This is a genomic window from Vibrio sp. RW (genome assembly GCF_027587105.1).
GTDB classification, from domain to species: Bacteria; Pseudomonadota; Gammaproteobacteria; order Enterobacterales; family Vibrionaceae; genus Vibrio; species Vibrio toranzoniae.
This window is the reverse complement of sequence record NZ_JAPPTM010000019.1, coordinates 16,300-32,558: the sequence shown is the minus strand read 5'-3', so window position 1 is coordinate 32,558 and position 16,259 is coordinate 16,300. Positions and strand designations below refer to the sequence as shown.

The window sequence follows — 16,259 nt, the reverse complement described above, 5'->3', positions numbered from 1 at the left end:
TTTATTAGATCTATTATTAGGATCGAGGGTATCTGTGGATAAGTCAAAAATGATCAACAAGATCATGGATCTTTTTTGGATCAAATGATGTGATCTAACTTTGATCAGGCTGAGGATTAGCTGGGATCAAAATGGCTACTTATTCACAGGGGGAAATAATCCTAAAACTTGTTATTTGGATAACTATAGGTTAATCACCGTATATGTATGATCTTATCCACAGAGAAAATAGAAAATAAACCGTCGATTTTCCATTTTTTTAAAAAAAGTTATTCACAATCACGATATTCGGAGGTAAAAAAAGCGGCATAAGCCGCTTTTTGGAAGAAAGAAGAGGTTAAAACTGGTCAATATGATCGTTAAACCAGGCTTCAGCTGCATCTTCAGGGACTGGGGTTTCCAATACATCGATGCTAAAACAGGCTGAAATAGACTGCGCTCCGAGGTTTTCCAGTTGGCTGTGGACTGATTTTCCCGCTAAACAAAAGGTATCGTAGCTTGAATCTCCTAGTGCCACGACAGCAAAGCGAACCTGGCTTAAGTCTGGAGAATGCTGGGTTAATGCGTCAATAAACGGCTTAATATTGTCTGGGAACTCACCGGCACCGTGAGTTGAAGTCACCAATAACCAAAAGCCTTGTTGTGCAATATCATCGTACTCTGGCTGATTATGCAGGGTTATTTCATGTCCTTGTTCTTCAAGAAGATCATTAAGGTGATCGCCAACGTATTCAGCACCGCCCAAGGTGCTGCCTGTAATAATATGGATCATTAAGCTGTCCTTACTAAAGAAAAAAGGCCAGCATAAGCCGGCTTTTAAAGGTTATTTACCAATACAGAATGAAGAGAATATACGACCTAAAAGATCATCTGAGCTGAACTCACCAGTAATCTCATTAAGGTGCTGCTGAGTGATACGTAGCTCTTCCGCCAAGATCTCTCCTGCCATGTAACCTTCAAGCTGTTGTTTGCCGATATCTAGGTGATCTGATGCTCTTTCTAAGGCGTCCAAGTGACGGCGACGTGCCATGAAGCCACCTTCATGGCCACCAGCGAAGCCCATGCATTCTTTTAGATGGCTACGTAGTGCATCGATACCTTCGCCTGTTTTGGCTGATAAGCGAATCAAGGTCGGATCGTTAACGTGACAAATTCCTAGCTCTTCACTGGTTTGGTCCGCTTTATTACGAATCACCGTCATGCCTATGTTATTTGGTAAACGATCAACGAAATCTGGCCAAATATCTTTTGGATCGGTGGCACCTGTAGTCGTTCCATCCACCATAAATAAAACACGGTCTGCCTGAGAAATCTCTTCCCAAGCGCGTTCTATTCCGATTCTTTCTACTTCATCGGAAGCATCACGTAGGCCTGCGGTATCGATAATATGCAGTGGCATGCCATCGATATGGATATGTTCACGAAGCACATCTCGTGTGGTACCGGCAATATCGGTCACAATCGCAGACTCTTTGCCTGATAGTGCGTTCAATAGACTGGATTTCCCAGCATTTGGACGGCCTGCTATCACCACCTTCATACCTTCACGCATGATTGCGCCTTGGTTGGCTTCTTGGCGTACGGATTCGAGGTTGTCGATGATGGCTTGTAAGTCAGCACTTACTTTGCCGTCAGCAAGGAAATCGATTTCTTCTTCAGGGAAGTCGATAGCCGCTTCAACATAGATTCGTAGATGAATCAGTGAATCGACTAGCGTGTTAATGCGCTTAGAGAACTCACCTTGTAGTGATTGAAGCGCCGATTTTGCTGCTTCTTCTGAACTTGCATCAATTAAGTCAGCAATCGCTTCGGCTTGAGTTAAGTCCATCTTGTCGTTCAAGAAGGCACGCTCAGAGAACTCACCTGGACGCGCGGCACGCACGCCTGAGATGGTTAGGATGCGTTTGATTAGCATGTCCATAACCACTGGGCCGCCGTGGCCTTGCAGCTCTAACACGTCTTCGCCAGTGAACGAATGTGGGTTAGGGAAGTAAAGCGCGATACCTTGGTCGAGCTCGATGCCATCGGCAGATTTGAAAGGCAAGTACTCAGCGTAGCGAGGCTTAAGTGTTTTTCCTGTTACTTCTAGGGCAACCTGAGTCGCCAATGGGCCGGAAACGCGGATAATACCGACGCCACCACGGCCGGGCGCGGTCGCTTGAGCAACAATCGTATCTGTAGTCATAGGTGTGCCTGCTAGCATGTGAAGGCCAAAAAGGGGCGTTCACGATTAATCAATTAGCTGAATTGTAATCAGCTAAAAACAAAAAGGCGACCTTTTGGTCGCCTTTCTTTATCTCTTTCTATTATCGCACTTACTTAGAATGTAAGCCTTTCTTTTCCAGCGCGCGGTAGATAAGCGTTTGCTGAATCAGAGTTACGATGTTCGATACTAGCCAGTAAAGAACCAGACCTGAAGGGAAGAACAGGAAGAAGAATGTGAACATAACCGGCATAAAGGTCATGATCTTCTGCTGCATTGGATCCGTTACCGTTGTCGGGCTCATCTTCTGGATTAGGAACATTGAAGCACCCATCAGAAGTGGCAAGATGTAGTATGGGTCTTGTGCTGAAAGGTCAGTAATCCAACCGAAGAACGGTGAGTGACGCAGTTCAACAGACTCCATTAGTGCCCAGTATAGCGAAATGAAGATAGGCATTTGCAAGATGATAGGTAAACAGCCACCAAGTGGGTTTACTTTCTCTTTCTTGTACAGCTCCATCATTTCTTGGCTCATGCGTTGACGGTCGTCGCCAATACGCTCACGCATTGCAGTCAGCTTAGGCTGAAGCATACGCATTTTCGCCATAGACGTGTACTGAGCTTTCGTTAGTGGGTACATAGCACCACGAACGATAAACGTTAGACAGATGATTGCCAGACCCCAGTTCACAACGATGCCTTGAATGAACGAAAGCAGAGTATGAAGTGGTTTAGCAATAAACCATAACCAGCCGTAGTCAACTACGAGGTCTAGGCTTGGTGCAACAGCAGCCATTTGGTCTTGAAGTTTAGGACCAACCCAAAGTGTTGCTTTGAAGCTCGCTTCGTCGCCAGTCGCGATGGTTTTGTTCGGCATGCGCACACCGATGTCACCAAGGTTACCGATTACACGAGTGTAAAGGTTGCTGCCTGCTTCGTCGCGTGGGATCCATGCACTTGCAAAGTAGTGCTGAATCATCGCTGCCCAACCTTGACCATTTGCTAGGTTAAGAGACAGGTTGCGATCTTGCATGTCGTCGAAGCTGTATTTTTTGTAACGCGTATCTTCCGTAGAGTAAGCACCACCACGGTACGTTGGCATGGTTAGGCTACCGCCGTCATCCATAACGTTTTGACGTAGGTGAGCGTACATGCCGAATGTCGCGTTGTTACCAGAGTTGTTGATTACATCGTATTCAACGTCAATCGCGTAGCTGCCGCGCTTAAGTACGAATGTTTTTGTGTAATCAAGGCCGTTTGCTTGGTAAGTCATTGGGATGCGTAGTTCATCTTGACCTTCAGCCAGCTTGAAGCTGTCTGCTGAAACCGTGTAGCTAGGGCGGTTCGTGCTGCTTAAATCGATACCTTGAGGACCCACTAGACCGCTTTGAGCGATAAATTGGTGACCAGGTTCGTTTTTAAGAAGAACAAAAGTGTCTTCAGAATCGAACTCAGCAGAGTAATCATTAAGGTTCGCTTTAACGACATCACCACCAACCGTATCAATTGACAGCGTCAGTACATCAGTTGTTACTGTGATAGCTTTTGCAGCAGCAACTTGACCTGGAGCTGGGTCTAGATCATCTGCATAAGATGGTGCTGGTAGTGTGCTGCCAGATTGTGCCTGCTCAACCGCTTGTGGAGCTGGGGTCTTCGCTACGTTCCATTGTTGGAAAAGTAGGAAAGAAACCAAAGCCAATGCGATTAACAGGATATTACGTTGAGAATCCATCGTTATTTATCTCTGTCTTGTTTTGGGACTGGTGGAACGGGGTCAAAGCCCCCTTCATTCAAAGGATGGCATTTTAATAGACGTTTGCCTGATAACCAACACCCTTTTACAAAACCGTGAGCTTTCAACGCTTCTATCGCATATAAAGAGCAGGTTGGAGTAAATCGGCAGCGTGGGCCGATGAGTGGACTAATAAACCATCTATAAAAATAGATGGGTATTAGCGCTATCCACGCGAAGGGCGAGACAGGCGAAGCCATAATTTGTCGAGTAGCTTGAACATTTCTTCATTGCTTAAATCTTGCGCGCTCTTTTTAGCGATTACAACAAAATCTTTGTTAGGGAGTTTGTGTTGAGTGTTACGAAAGCTTTCACGAGTAAGACGCTTGAATCGGTTACGACCCACGGCGGTTTTAATCTGCTTTTTCGGAACTGCTAATCCAAGACGAGGATTTGAAAGAGAGTTATTTCGAGCAATGATGGTGAAATGAGGGGAGCCAGCTCGATGAGCTTGCTTGAAGACATTTTGATAATGTTCGGGAGTTAACAAGCGTAACTCCCGACCGAAGGCTAGCTTATTCAAAATAATCAAAGATTACTTAGAAAGACGCTTACGGCCTTTTGCACGACGTGCATTGATTGTTGCGCGACCGTTCTTAGTAGCCATGCGAGCACGGAAACCGTGTGTACGCTTACGCTTTAGAACTGTAGGTTGAAAAGTGCGTTTCATTGTAATTACCTTACTGATCAGTAGTTTTAGGTTTTTGTTAAACCCGGCGTGGGTATTTTTTCTCTTCTTTATATAAGAAAGGAAAACCGACGCCTCTCAACAAAGAGGCGGAATTGTAATCACTGTCACAAAAAGTGTCAATGATTGGGTTAACTAAAATTCCGGTCGGGGGATTATACGTAGAATAACTAAAATCACAAGGATCCTTAGTCGATCCCAACCTTGTTTAAGAATTTCTTTAATTTAGGATCCTGTGGATTACCAAAAATATCCTGTGGAGATCCCTGTTCGACAATGTGGCCATCAGCCATGAAGATCACTCTATCTGCGACCTCTCTCGCAAACTGCATTTCATGGGTAACCACCAGCATGGTTTGATGCTGATTTGCTAATTTTTTCATTAGGTTAAGTACTTCGCCAACCCACTCAGGATCGAGCGCTGATGTAGGTTCATCAAACAACAAAAGCTCAGGTTGGAGTGCCATCGCTCGGCCAATACCAACCCGTTGTTGTTGGCCGCCAGAGAGCGCTGCTGGGTAACTGTCCGATCTGTCACCTAAACCAATGTCATCGAGTATTTGTTGTGCTTTTTCATGGGCTTGTTTACTTTTCCAACCTCGAACAGTAATCAAACCTTCAGCAATGTTCTGCCTCGCGGTTTGGTGAGCAAATAACGCATAATTTTGGAACACAAACCCCGTCTTACGACGCAGTGCAAGCACCTCTGATTTGGTATGTTTCTGAACATCCACCTTGATATCATCAATCGAAATCGTACCTTGATCGGCTTGCTCTAGAAAATTAACACAACGCAGTAAGGTAGATTTACCAGTACCACTTGAACCTATGATGACAATGATCTCGCCTTGCTTGATTTCTAGGTCGATCCCTTTTAATACTTCAGTGTCACCAAATTGTTTGTGGATATTTTGTAATTTGATCATCGTACGTACGCCTTATTCAGTTTCACTTCGGCCCAAATTTGAATACGAGTAAGGATAACCACCACGCCCCAATAAATCAGCGCTACCGCTAAGAAAGCTTCGAAGAAGCGAAAACTTGAAGAGGCTTCCATCTGAGCTTTAGCCATGATTTCAGCGACACCTAAAGTGAAAGCAAGCGAAGTCGACTTAATCATGTCAATGAAGTAGTTCATCAATGACGGCAATGCGACGCGGGTTGCTTGAGGTAAGATGATTCGGCGCATCGCTTGACTGGTTGTCATGCCCACAGATAGGCTGGCTTCCATTTGACTACGGTCAATACCGATAATCGCGGCACGAATACTTTCTGCCATGTAGGCGGCAAAGTGCAGAGTTAAGCCTATGACGGCTGCGCTGAAGGCATCTAGACCAACCATCCAAGGGAACACTTGTGGTAAGCCGTAATAAAGAAGAAATAACTGTACTAGCAGTGGGGTGCCGCGAAAGAAGCTGATGTACAGTTGGCTCAACTGATCGAGTACTGGGATTTTGAATACACGAATGTTTGCCAGTATCAAAGAGAGAATCAGAGCAAAGAACAAACCCCAAGTTGCCATCTCCATGGTCGTGCCAAGATACTTCAGAAGTATTGGTAGCAGCTCCAGCATGTAATTAAAGTCAAATCCCATAATCTATCTCATATTTTTATTGGAAGTGTTGTTCTATTTAGAAATACCGTTATATCAGGCTTTTAATCAGTAATACAAAAACAAAAAGCCCACCGCTGTATAAAGCAGTGGGCCTTAAATGGAACGAGTGAGTCATTACTTTTGAGTAATATCCGCCCCAAACCATTTCTGAGAGATACCTTCTAGCGTGCCATCGGCGCGCATTGTTGCTAATGCTTGGTTGACTTCAGCTTGCAGTTTTTTACCCTTGTCGTTGTCAACGAAAGGCCAAGCGTTTTCAATTGTTTCGAATGGCTGACCTGCTAGCTGCAATGGTAGACCTGTCTTCTTAATAAGCTCTAGTGCTGAAAGGCGATCCATTACGAATGCATCCGCACGACCCAGTGCAACATCATGTTCAATACCTGTATCGTAGGTTTTTACATTGATCTTACCGTCTTTGTCGTAGCTGCGAAGCAGTTGTTCGAAGTTTGAACCCAGGTTTACCGCAACCGTCTTGCCATGTAAGTCTTCGATGCCTTTGATGCTGTCATTACCTTTACGAACGGTAATTTGTGCGCCGTCTACTACGTATGGGTCTGCGAATAGGTATTTCGCTTTACGTGCATCCGTCATAGTAATTTGGTTTGAAATGGTATCAATTCGACCCGTTTCAAGAAGACCGAACAGACCAGAAAAGTTTGCAGTCACGTATTCGATCTTGTAGTCGTTACGTTTACCAATCTCATCCCATAAATCCACTTCAAAACCTTGTAGCTGGTCTTGTTTAACGAAAGTAAACGGGAAGTAGCGACCAGACATGCCGACTTTAACTTCAGTCGCAGCTTGAACAGTAGCAGCAGAGAGTGCGATAGCCGCAATTGCAGCCTTAACCCAGTTATTCATTTGGTAACTCCTTATATTTATGGGATTGGATGTTACTGTGAAATGGCTCAATAGAATAAATAACCAGATGTTATTAACCATAACTATATCGTATTCTAATTTGGGGATAACTCGCAAGGATCCGGGCATAAGTGGATCATTGTGTGAGTAAATTAGGGGCAAGATGTGTGGATCTAACTCTTTTTACCCAATTTACTGTGAATAACTTGGATCTTATTCACTGAATTTGTGATCAATCACTGGCGATCTTACTTATCAACAGGTAAAATCAACGGTCATTTCACATAACTTAAATAGAGTGGGGCACCGTGTCATCTTCGCTTTGGTTGCAGTGTTTGCAACAGCTTCAAGAAGAGTTACCAGCTACAGAATTCAGTATGTGGGTTCGTCCGCTACAAGCGGAGCTCAATGACAATACTCTAACTCTATTTGCACCGAACCGGTTTGTACTTGATTGGGTTCGCGATAAGTATCTAAATAGCATTACCCGTTTGCTGCGAGAACATTGCGGTCATGATATTCCGCATCTTCATTTTGAGATTGGAAGTAAACGAGCCACTGCTACAAAACCTGAGACTATCGCCCCTGCTAGGACACGTACAGCTGCTGATGTAGCTGCTGAATCGTCAGCACCTGCGCAGTTACAAGCTCGTAAGCCTGTTCATAATATCTGGCGTGATGAAGAGCCTGTGGCGGTCGATCTAAACCACCGTTCAAACGTAAACCCAAAACATATGTTCAATAACTTTGTTGAGGGTAAATCAAACCAATTGGGTTTGGCGGCGGCACGTCAGGTTTCAGATAATCCAGGAACGGCCTATAACCCATTGTTTTTATATGGTGGTACTGGTTTAGGTAAAACGCACTTGTTGCATGCTGTAGGTAACGCCATTGTTGATAACAAACCAAACGCTAAAGTGGTGTACATGCACTCTGAGCGCTTTGTTCAGGATATGGTAAAGGCGCTACAAAATAACGCGATTGAAGAGTTTAAGCGCTACTACCGTAGTGTTGATGCGCTGCTTATCGATGATATCCAATTCTTCGCCAATAAAGAGCGTTCTCAAGAAGAGTTCTTCCATACTTTTAATGCGCTGCTCGAAGGCAACCAACAGATCATCCTAACGTCTGACCGTTATCCAAAAGAGATCAACGGGGTAGAGGATCGTCTAAAATCTCGCTTCGGTTGGGGTTTGACGGTGGCGATTGAGCCACCAGAGCTTGAGACTCGTGTTGCGATATTAATGAAGAAAGCAGAAGACCACCAAATTCACCTTGCGGATGAAGTGGCATTCTTTATTGCTAAGCGTTTACGCTCTAACGTTCGTGAGCTAGAAGGCGCATTGAACCGTGTTATTGCCAATGCAAACTTCACTGGCCGTCCGATCACTATCGATTTCGTGCGTGAAGCACTGCGTGACTTACTTGCACTGCAAGAAAAACTGGTCACCATCGATAACATTCAAAAGACAGTCGCTGAATATTACAAAATCAAAGTCGCTGATCTATTATCTAAACGTCGTTCTCGTTCTGTTGCTCGTCCACGTCAACTGGCGATGGCATTGGCTAAAGAGCTGACTAACCACAGCTTGCCTGAGATTGGCGATGCATTCGGTGGCCGTGATCATACGACTGTACTGCACGCCTGTCGTAAGATTGCTCAGCTACGCGAAGAGAGTCACGACATTAAAGAAGACTATTCGAACTTGATTCGTACCCTTTCTTCTTAATACACAGTATTCTTAACCTTAATAAGCCGAATCTTGGCGCGTAATATTACGAAGTGCCATTTAGACCGTAAGAGCAAGATATGAAATTTACCATTGAACGTAGTCATCTGATTAAGCCATTACAACAAGTATCTGGTGCACTCGGTGGCAGGCCAACACTTCCAATTCTAGGCAATCTACTGATGAAAGTAGAAGATAACGTGTTGTCGATGACAGCCACCGATCTAGAAGTTGAACTGATCAGCCGAGTAACGCTTGAAGGTGATTTCGAAGCGGGCAGTATTACCGTACCTTCACGTAAGTTCCTAGATATCTGTCGTGGCTTGCCAGACAGCTCAGTGATCACAGTAGTATTGGATGGTGACCGTGTTCAGGTTCGCTCTGGTCGTAGCCGCTTCTCATTGGCAACATTACCTGCGGCAGACTTCCCAAACATAGAAGACTGGAGCAGTGAAGTTGAAGTGTCTGTGACACAAGCTGAATTGCGCGGTCTTATCGAGAAAACACAATTCTCAATGGCGAACCAAGACGTTCGTTACTACCTCAACGGTATGTTGTTCGAGATTGAAGGTTCGATCCTGCGCAGTGTGGCGACCGATGGTCACCGTATGGCAGTATCTCAAGCGCAACTTGATGCCGATTTTGCTCAGAAGCAGATCATTGTTCCACGTAAAGGTGTTCAAGAGTTAGTAAAGCTGTTGGATGCACCTGAACAACCTGTAACGCTGCAGATTGGTAACTCTAACGTGCGTGCTGAAGTGAACAACTATGTATTCACTTCTAAGCTCGTTGATGGTCGTTTCCCTGATTATCGCCGCGTAATGCCGCAAAATACCACCAAGACATTAGAAGCCGGTTGCGATGAGTTACGTTCAGCGTTTTCTCGCGCGGCGATTCTGTCGAATGAAAAATTCCGTGGTGTTCGCGTTAACCTTGTCGATAGCGAGATGCGTATTACCGCGAACAACCCAGAACAAGAAGAAGCCGAAGAGGTGTTAGACGTCACCTTCGACGGTGACGCGCTAGAAATTGGCTTCAACGTAAGCTACGTATTGGATGTGCTGAACACACTGCGTTGTGAACAGGTTCGTATATCAATGTCAGATGCAAATGCGAGTGCTTTGATTGAGAATGCGCAAGATGACAGCGCGATGTACGTTGTTATGCCAATTCGTTTATAAGCGTTGTTTGTGAATCAACCATGCTTACTGACCAACAACGTTTACCTACTGTGTTGTGATTGAAGATTAATATGAAGACGCTATGCCTTTATCGCGCTTAATCGTTAAGCAGTTTAGAAATATTGAAGCCTGTGACATTCAACCGTCATCAGGCTTTAACTTTCTTATAGGGGCTAACGGAAGCGGCAAAACCAGTGTCCTTGAAGCGGTCTATCTGCTCGGGCACGGTCGCTCATTCAAAAGTTCTCTCACTGGTCGTATCATCCAAAACGAGTGCAGTGAACTGTTTGTACATGGCCGTTTTATGACCTCGGACCAATTTGAGCTGCCAATTGGCATTAATAAGCAGCGTGATGGCTCGACAGAGGTTAAAATAAGCGGCCAAACCGGACAAAAATTGGCTCAGTTAGCGCAAGTCTTACCTTTGCAGTTGATTCACCCGGAAGGGTTTGATTTACTGACGGATGGACCTAAACATCGCCGTGCATTCATTGATTGGGGAGTTTTCCACAGTGAGTCAGGTTTTTATGATGCTTGGGGCAGGGTAAAGCGGCTCAATAAACAGCGAAACGCATTATTGAAAACAGCCACGCATTATCGAGAGCTGAGCTATTGGGATCAAGAACTGGCCCGTTTAGCTGAAAACATCAGTCATTGGCGTGCCGCCTATGTTGAGCAACTTAAAGAAGTTGCCGAAGAGATCTGTGCGACCTTCTTGCCTGAGTTTGAGATAAAGATTAACTACTATCGCGGCTGGGACAAAGACACGCCCTATGCAGAGATACTAGAGAAAAATTTTGAAAGGGATCAGCAGCTTGGTTACACCTTTAGTGGGCCAAACAAAGCGGATCTAAAGATAAAAGTGAACGGCACTCCAGTGGAAGATGTCTTGTCACGAGGTCAGTTGAAGTTGATGGTTTGCGCGTTGCGAGTAGCACAAGGGCAACACCTCACTCAAATGACAGGAAAGCAATGTATCTATTTAATAGATGACTTTGCTTCCGAATTAGATAGCCAACGCCGCGCACGTCTTGCCGAGTGCTTAAAGGCGACCGAGGCTCAAGTTTTTGTAAGCTCTATTACCGCTGATCAGATTGCAGATATGCATGATGAAAATAGCAGGATGTTTCATGTGGAACATGGCAAAATAGAGCAAGGATAATTAGTCAGAGAGTAACTATGTCAGATAATTACGATTCATCGAGTATTAAAGTACTGAAGGGTCTGGATGCGGTACGTAAGCGTCCTGGAATGTACATTGGCGACACGGATGATGGTACCGGTCTGCACCACATGGTTTTTGAGGTGGTAGATAACTCTATTGATGAAGCGCTAGCTGGTCACTGTAATGACATCATTGTAACTATCCATGAAGATAGCTCTGTGTCGGTTCGCGATGACGGCCGTGGTATTCCAACAGAATTGCACTCAGAAGAAAACGTGTCTGCAGCAGAAGTTATCATGACGGTTCTTCATGCTGGTGGTAAGTTTGATGATAACTCGTACAAAGTATCTGGTGGTCTGCACGGTGTTGGTGTTTCAGTAGTAAACGCACTTTCTAAGCAAGTTACTCTTACTATCCACCGTGGTGGAAAAATTCACACTCAAACATATAACCATGGTGAACCTCAGGCACCACTTGCTATTGTAGGTGATACGGATAGAACCGGAACGGAGATTCGTTTCTGGCCAAGTGAAGAAACATTCACCAATATTGAGTACCATTACGACATCTTAGCTAAGCGTCTACGTGAACTGTCATTCTTGAATTCGGGAGTATCAATCAGGCTGATTGATGAGCGCGAAGAAGACAAAATGGATCACTTCGAATATGAAGGCGGCATTCAAGCGTTTGTTGAACATTTGAATACCAACAAGACCCCTATTATTCAAAAGATCTTTCACTTCGATTCTGAGCGTGATGATGGCATTACCGTTGAAGTTGCGATGCAGTGGAACGATGGTTACCAAGAAAACATTTACTGTTTCACCAACAATATCCCTCAGCGTGATGGTGGTGCTCACTTAGCGGGTTTCCGTTCAGCACTGACCCGTACTTTAAATAGCTTTATGGATAAGGAAGGCTTCTCTAAGAAAGCGAAGACTTCAACATCCGGTGATGATGCTCGTGAAGGTTTGACGGCGATTGTTTCAGTAAAAGTGCCGGATCCTAAGTTTTCAAGCCAAACCAAAGATAAGCTGGTTTCTTCTGAAGTGAAGTCTGCCGTTGAATCTACAATGGGTGAGAAACTCTCTGAGTTCCTGATTGAGAACCCAGGTGAAGCGAAAATTGTTTGTTCTAAAATTATCGATGCTGCACGTGCTCGTGATGCTGCGCGTAAAGCTCGTGAGATGACACGTCGTAAAGGCGCGTTAGATTTAGCGGGTCTTCCAGGTAAACTCGCTGACTGTCAGGAAAAAGATCCTGCACTGTCTGAACTCTATATTGTGGAAGGAGACTCTGCTGGCGGATCAGCTAAGCAGGGGCGTAACCGTAAGAACCAAGCAATCCTACCTCTAAAAGGTAAAATCCTTAACGTAGAGAAAGCACGGTTCGACAAAATGTTGTCTTCACAAGAAGTTGCAACGCTAATCACAGCCCTTGGTTGTGGTATTGGCCGCGACGAATACAACCCAGACAAACTGCGTTACCACAACATCATTATCATGACCGATGCCGATGTCGATGGTTCTCACATACGTACATTGCTCCTGACGTTCTTCTACCGTCAAATGCCGGAACTGATAGAACGTGGTTACATCTATATTGCTCAGCCACCGCTTTTCAAAGTGAAAAAAGGTAAGCAAGAACAATACATCAAAGATGAAGATGCAATGAATCAGTATCAAGTATCTTTAGCTTTAGACAACGCAGCATTGCATGTAAATTCTGAAGCACCCGCGTTTGCTGGTGAGGGGTTAGAGAAGCTTGTTCTGCAATACAATGCCGGTATTAAGCTCGTTGATCGTATGAGTCGCCGTTACCCACGTGCACTTATCCATGAATTGATTTATATGCCACGCTTAACCGCTGAGCAGTGTCATGATGAGGTGGCTGTTGAAACTTGGGGTAAGCAGCTTGTAGAGCAGCTAAACGCAAAAGAAACGGGTGCTAGCCAATACCATCTTGAGGTTGAAAAGCATGAAGAGCTAGGAATAAGTGTTCCTAAGATTGTTGTGCGCACACACGGTGTAACTCATGAGCATTTGTTAAGTATTGACCTAATCAACTCGAAAGAATTTAGTAAATTATCGGATTTATCTGAAGCGCTTGATGGTTTGATTGAAGAAGGTGCTTATATTAAACGTGGTGAGCGAACTCAAGCGGTAACGACTTTTGTTGAAGCAATGAACTGGTTGGTTAAAGAGTCTCGTCGTGGTTTTAGCCTACAACGATACAAAGGTCTAGGTGAGATGAACCCAGATCAGCTTTGGGAGACCACCATGGATCCTGAAAGTCGTCGTATGATGCAAGTAACAATTGAAGATGCTGTTGGTGCTGATTTGTTGTTTACTACGCTAATGGGTGACCAAGTTGAGCCGCGTCGTAACTTCATCGAAGAGAATGCATTGAAAGTAGCTAACCTAGACGTTTAGTATCTTTGATACTTCGCTCTTTCGCTTAATTTCTGTGTCAGAGGTGCTCACATACATTCGTATGCTCCGCTCCTCTTCCTTGAACTAAAACGAAATAGCTTCGTCTCAAAAAACTAAATATATTATTTAAAAGACTGCCCGAAATGGCGGTCTTTTTTGTTCTTTAAGTGTTTGAAAAATAATGATTTTGGAAAATAATTGAAAATAATCCCTTGAAACTATTTTGCTCAATCCACATATCTAGTTGTGAAGAGGATGACTGTCTTGCTCTACAAGAGAAGAAACAGAACCTTCATAACCGTTGCTAGAGTATCGCTCAATAGAGGATAACTTTGGCAGCACACAACTTAAAAATTGATTCATTGTCATGTCCCAGCGTTGTCGCCAATAGAGGTGAAACCCGAGGAATGCGAATTGAATCTCTTAGCTGTTTACTGGATCACGTAGGTTCGATCTAAGTAAAATTCGTAGCTAAGACTATTGCTTACTAAAAAGGATAGCATTATGAGAACTGTAGATTTCACTCCACTTTACCGCAACGCAATCGGTTTTGATCGTCTATTCAACATGATGGAAGCGAACACGTCGAAAAATGCTTCTGGCGGTTACCCTCCATACAACATCGAGCAAAAAGACGAGAACAACTACCGTATTACTATGGCAGTAGCTGGTTTTGCTGATGACCAATTAGATCTGACTCAGAAAGAGAACATGCTAATTGTGAAAGGTGATCGTAAAGCAGAAGTAGAGAAAACATTTGTATATCAAGGTATTGCAGAGCGAGATTTCGAGCGAAAATTCCAACTTGCTGACTACGTAAAAGTGGTAGGCGCAAGCATGGAAAATGGTCTTCTTCACATCGACCTAGAACGCGAAATCCCAGAAGCGATGCAACCACGTAAGATTGCTATCAACGGTAATAGCCTACTAGAAGGTTAATACCCGTCATACTTGAAGCTACAGCGTTGTTGACGTCGTAAATTCCCCCTAATCACATAGGTTCCCTATGCTCATAGGGTTGAATTGCTTGTGTTTTTGAAACGAATGGTCGCCTAGCTGAACCCCCAATTATTTAGGGTATTCAAGTGACAAAAACTATCGGGAAGTAAAAGTGAAAGAGCACCTCATGAGGTGCTCTTTTTTGTTTGTTCTGCCAGCGTCACTCCATAGAGGGAGGTACGACAGAGTAGGGAACCTTTATTTACTTTCGCTGTAAGCCTTTTTCACTTCTTCAGCAATGATCTTAATGCCTTTCTGCATCGCCTCATCATCTTGCACGTAGTTCATACGTAAGCACTGGTGAGCATGATCCCACTCATCTTCCTGGCCAATAAAGAAGTATTCACCCGGAACAATCAGAACGCCACGGGCTTTGAGGCGGTTATACAGTTCCATTGTGGTGATAGGCAGTTCATCAAACCATAGCCATAAAAAGATAGCGCCTTCAGGCTTGTGGATACGAAAGCGTGGATCGTCGATAGCGTCTTGCAACAGCTCAACCGCGCGTAGAGATTTCTCTTTGTAGAAAGGCTTAATCACTTCGCTGCTTAAACGTAGTAGATCACCCTTCTCAATCATGTGGTTAGCAATCGCAGGACCAACACTACTTGGTGCTAGGCTGATAATGCCATTCATGTTGGTTAGCGCTTGCGTTACTTCTTCACTCGCAATCACGATACCGCAACGCACACCTGGCAAACCAAGCTTAGACAAGCTCATACACAGAATCGTATTTTCGTTCCAGAATGGTTCCACATCTTCAAAGATGATGTTTGGAAATGGCAGGCCGTAAGCGTTATCGATCAGCAGTGGGATATTGTTCTCTCTCGCGAGTTTGTCCAACTTACGCACTTCCTCATCGGTCAGTACGTTACCCGTAGGATTGGTAGGGCGAGAAGCGCAGATAGCCGCCACTGAATCGTCCACTTTTAGCTGTTCAAAATCAACGTGGTATTTGAACTGGCGATTTTCTAGCAGCTCGATCTCTGGGTGGTAAGAGATAAAAATATCGTCATCAATCCCTGCATCGCCGTAGCCGATGTATTCCGGTGCGATCGGCAACAAAATTTTCTTGTGCGAGCCGTCAGGCTGCTGACCTGCTAATAGATTGAATAGGTAAAAGAAGCCGCTTTGACTGCCATTGGTTAGGCTGATGTTCTTTTCGCTGATGTCCCAGCCATAGGTCTCTTTTAGCATCGCAGCTAACGACTTAATGAAGCTATTTTTGCCCTGCGGACCATCGTAGTTGGCGAGGGCGGCGATGAGTTCTCCACTGGCGAGCATGTCGGCACTGGCTTGGTTAAAGTAATCGAGCATGGCAGGGATAGCGGCTGGGTTGCCACCACCGAGCATGATAGCGCCGGGAGTGCGCAGGCCATCATTCAAATCATCCATTAAACGAGTGATTCCAGAGTATCGATTAAATTTTTCACCAAACTTAGAAAACTGCATTACTTATTTTACCTAATTCATTGTGATTGCTTGTTATGTGTCATTAAGGCAGACCTTATGCCTACCATTCGTGTATTCCTTGAACATACCGCAATGTTTTTGCGACGCATAGCGCCAAATGCGCTAACACGAAAAAAA

Annotated in this window: 15 protein-coding genes; 5 read left to right on the top strand and 10 right to left on the bottom strand. The window is 44.5% G+C overall.

Annotation, left to right across the window (positions count from 1 at the left end; all coding sequences use genetic code 11):
- Window positions 1–337 precede the first annotated feature (337 nt).
- The 9 genes from mioC to OCT63_RS15650 all read right to left on the bottom strand — a co-directional run bounded on the left by mioC (window position 338) and on the right by OCT63_RS15650 (window position 7,162).
- Complete coding sequence (gene mioC, locus OCT63_RS15690; protein ID WP_060468918.1) at window positions 338–772, bottom strand: FMN-binding protein MioC; 435 nt, start codon at window positions 770–772, stop codon at window positions 338–340.
- 51 nt (window positions 773–823) lie between these two features.
- Window positions 824–2,185 (bottom strand): tRNA uridine-5-carboxymethylaminomethyl(34) synthesis GTPase MnmE, encoded by a 1,362-nt coding sequence (gene mnmE, locus OCT63_RS15685; RefSeq protein WP_060468919.1) that lies wholly within the window; start codon window positions 2,183–2,185, stop codon window positions 824–826.
- A gap of 130 nt (window positions 2,186–2,315) precedes the next feature.
- Window positions 2,316–3,935, bottom strand: coding sequence for a membrane protein insertase YidC (gene yidC, locus OCT63_RS15680; protein ID WP_269984036.1), 1,620 nt, complete (start codon window positions 3,933–3,935; stop codon window positions 2,316–2,318).
- A gap of 2 nt (window positions 3,936–3,937) precedes the next feature.
- Window positions 3,938–4,195, bottom strand: a complete 258-nt coding sequence (yidD, locus tag OCT63_RS15675; protein ID WP_077681038.1) for a membrane protein insertion efficiency factor YidD — start codon at window positions 4,193–4,195, stop codon at window positions 3,938–3,940.
- Window positions 4,162–4,485 carry a ribonuclease P protein component gene (rnpA, locus tag OCT63_RS15670; RefSeq protein WP_017055478.1) on the bottom strand — a complete coding sequence of 108 codons (324 nt, stop codon included), beginning with the start codon at window positions 4,483–4,485 and terminating at the stop codon, window positions 4,162–4,164. Before rnpA ends, yidD begins: the two co-directional genes overlap by 34 nt.
- 45 nt (window positions 4,486–4,530) lie before the next feature.
- Window positions 4,531–4,665: a 50S ribosomal protein L34 gene (gene rpmH / locus OCT63_RS15665; protein ID WP_004735800.1), complete on the bottom strand. Its 135-nt coding sequence runs from the start codon at window positions 4,663–4,665 to the stop codon at window positions 4,531–4,533.
- Between the two features lie 206 nt (window positions 4,666–4,871).
- Window positions 4,872–5,609 carry an amino acid ABC transporter ATP-binding protein gene (locus OCT63_RS15660; protein ID WP_017055479.1) on the bottom strand — a complete coding sequence of 246 codons (738 nt, stop codon included), beginning with the start codon at window positions 5,607–5,609 and terminating at the stop codon, window positions 4,872–4,874.
- Window positions 5,606–6,277, bottom strand: a complete 672-nt coding sequence (locus OCT63_RS15655) for an amino acid ABC transporter permease (RefSeq protein WP_017055480.1) — start codon at window positions 6,275–6,277, stop codon at window positions 5,606–5,608. The genes OCT63_RS15660 and OCT63_RS15655 overlap by 4 nt, the downstream gene beginning before the upstream one ends.
- 135 nt (window positions 6,278–6,412) lie before the next feature.
- On the bottom strand, window positions 6,413–7,162 hold the full coding sequence (locus OCT63_RS15650; protein ID WP_017055481.1) for an amino acid ABC transporter substrate-binding protein: 750 nt from the start codon (window positions 7,160–7,162) through the stop codon (window positions 6,413–6,415).
- Window positions 7,163–7,470: 308 nt separating this feature from the next.
- On the opposite strand from OCT63_RS15650, the gene dnaA reads away from it, so the two are divergent.
- The 5 genes from dnaA (at window position 7,471) to OCT63_RS15625 (ending at window position 14,609) form a co-directional block, all read left to right on the top strand.
- Entirely contained in the window at window positions 7,471–8,892 is a 1,422-nt protein-coding gene (gene dnaA / locus OCT63_RS15645; protein ID WP_017055482.1) for a chromosomal replication initiator protein DnaA, read from the top strand.
- An 80-nt stretch (window positions 8,893–8,972) separates the two neighbouring features.
- Window positions 8,973–10,073, top strand: a complete 1,101-nt coding sequence (dnaN, locus tag OCT63_RS15640) for a DNA polymerase III subunit beta (RefSeq protein WP_060468921.1) — start codon at window positions 8,973–8,975, stop codon at window positions 10,071–10,073.
- An 82-nt stretch (window positions 10,074–10,155) separates the two neighbouring features.
- Window positions 10,156–11,235, top strand: a complete 1,080-nt coding sequence (recF, locus tag OCT63_RS15635; RefSeq protein WP_060468922.1) for a DNA replication/repair protein RecF — start codon at window positions 10,156–10,158, stop codon at window positions 11,233–11,235.
- A gap of 17 nt (window positions 11,236–11,252) precedes the next feature.
- A complete protein-coding gene (gyrB, locus tag OCT63_RS15630) occupies window positions 11,253–13,670 on the top strand; it encodes a DNA topoisomerase (ATP-hydrolyzing) subunit B (RefSeq protein WP_161674721.1) in 2,418 nt (805 codons plus the stop codon).
- Between the two features lie 504 nt (window positions 13,671–14,174).
- Window positions 14,175–14,609, top strand: a complete 435-nt coding sequence (locus OCT63_RS15625; protein ID WP_161674719.1) for an Hsp20 family protein — start codon at window positions 14,175–14,177, stop codon at window positions 14,607–14,609.
- Between the two features lie 258 nt (window positions 14,610–14,867).
- On the opposite strand, the gene OCT63_RS15620 is transcribed toward OCT63_RS15625, so the two are convergent.
- Window positions 14,868–16,121, bottom strand: coding sequence for a valine--pyruvate transaminase (locus tag OCT63_RS15620; RefSeq protein WP_161687882.1), 1,254 nt, complete (start codon window positions 16,119–16,121; stop codon window positions 14,868–14,870).
- Between the last annotated feature and the right edge of the window lie 138 nt (window positions 16,122–16,259).

Excerpts from the sequence above, each read along its gene's own strand:
- mioC (WP_060468918.1), bottom strand. The coding sequence starts at position 772 with ATGATCCATATTATTACAGGCAGCACCTTGGGCGGTGCTGAATACGTT.
- mnmE (WP_060468919.1), bottom strand. The coding sequence starts at position 2,185 with ATGACTACAGATACGATTGTTGCTCAAGCGACCGCGCCCGGCCGTGGT.
- yidC (WP_269984036.1), bottom strand. The coding sequence starts at position 3,935 with ATGGATTCTCAACGTAATATCCTGTTAATCGCATTGGCTTTGGTTTCT.
- yidD (WP_077681038.1), bottom strand. The coding sequence starts at position 4,195 with ATGGCTTCGCCTGTCTCGCCCTTCGCGTGGATAGCGCTAATACCCATC.
- rpmH (WP_004735800.1), bottom strand. The coding sequence starts at position 4,665 with ATGAAACGCACTTTTCAACCTACAGTTCTAAAGCGTAAGCGTACACAC.
- OCT63_RS15660 (WP_017055479.1), bottom strand. The coding sequence starts at position 5,609 with ATGATCAAATTACAAAATATCCACAAACAATTTGGTGACACTGAAGTA.
- OCT63_RS15655 (WP_017055480.1), bottom strand. The coding sequence starts at position 6,277 with ATGGGATTTGACTTTAATTACATGCTGGAGCTGCTACCAATACTTCTG.
- OCT63_RS15650 (WP_017055481.1), bottom strand. The coding sequence starts at position 7,162 with ATGAATAACTGGGTTAAGGCTGCAATTGCGGCTATCGCACTCTCTGCT.
- dnaN (WP_060468921.1), top strand. The coding sequence starts at position 8,973 with ATGAAATTTACCATTGAACGTAGTCATCTGATTAAGCCATTACAACAA.
- recF (WP_060468922.1), top strand. The coding sequence starts at position 10,156 with ATGCCTTTATCGCGCTTAATCGTTAAGCAGTTTAGAAATATTGAAGCC.
- gyrB (WP_161674721.1), top strand. The coding sequence starts at position 11,253 with ATGTCAGATAATTACGATTCATCGAGTATTAAAGTACTGAAGGGTCTG.
- OCT63_RS15625 (WP_161674719.1), top strand. The coding sequence starts at position 14,175 with ATGAGAACTGTAGATTTCACTCCACTTTACCGCAACGCAATCGGTTTT.
- OCT63_RS15620 (WP_161687882.1), bottom strand. The coding sequence starts at position 16,121 with ATGCAGTTTTCTAAGTTTGGTGAAAAATTTAATCGATACTCTGGAATC.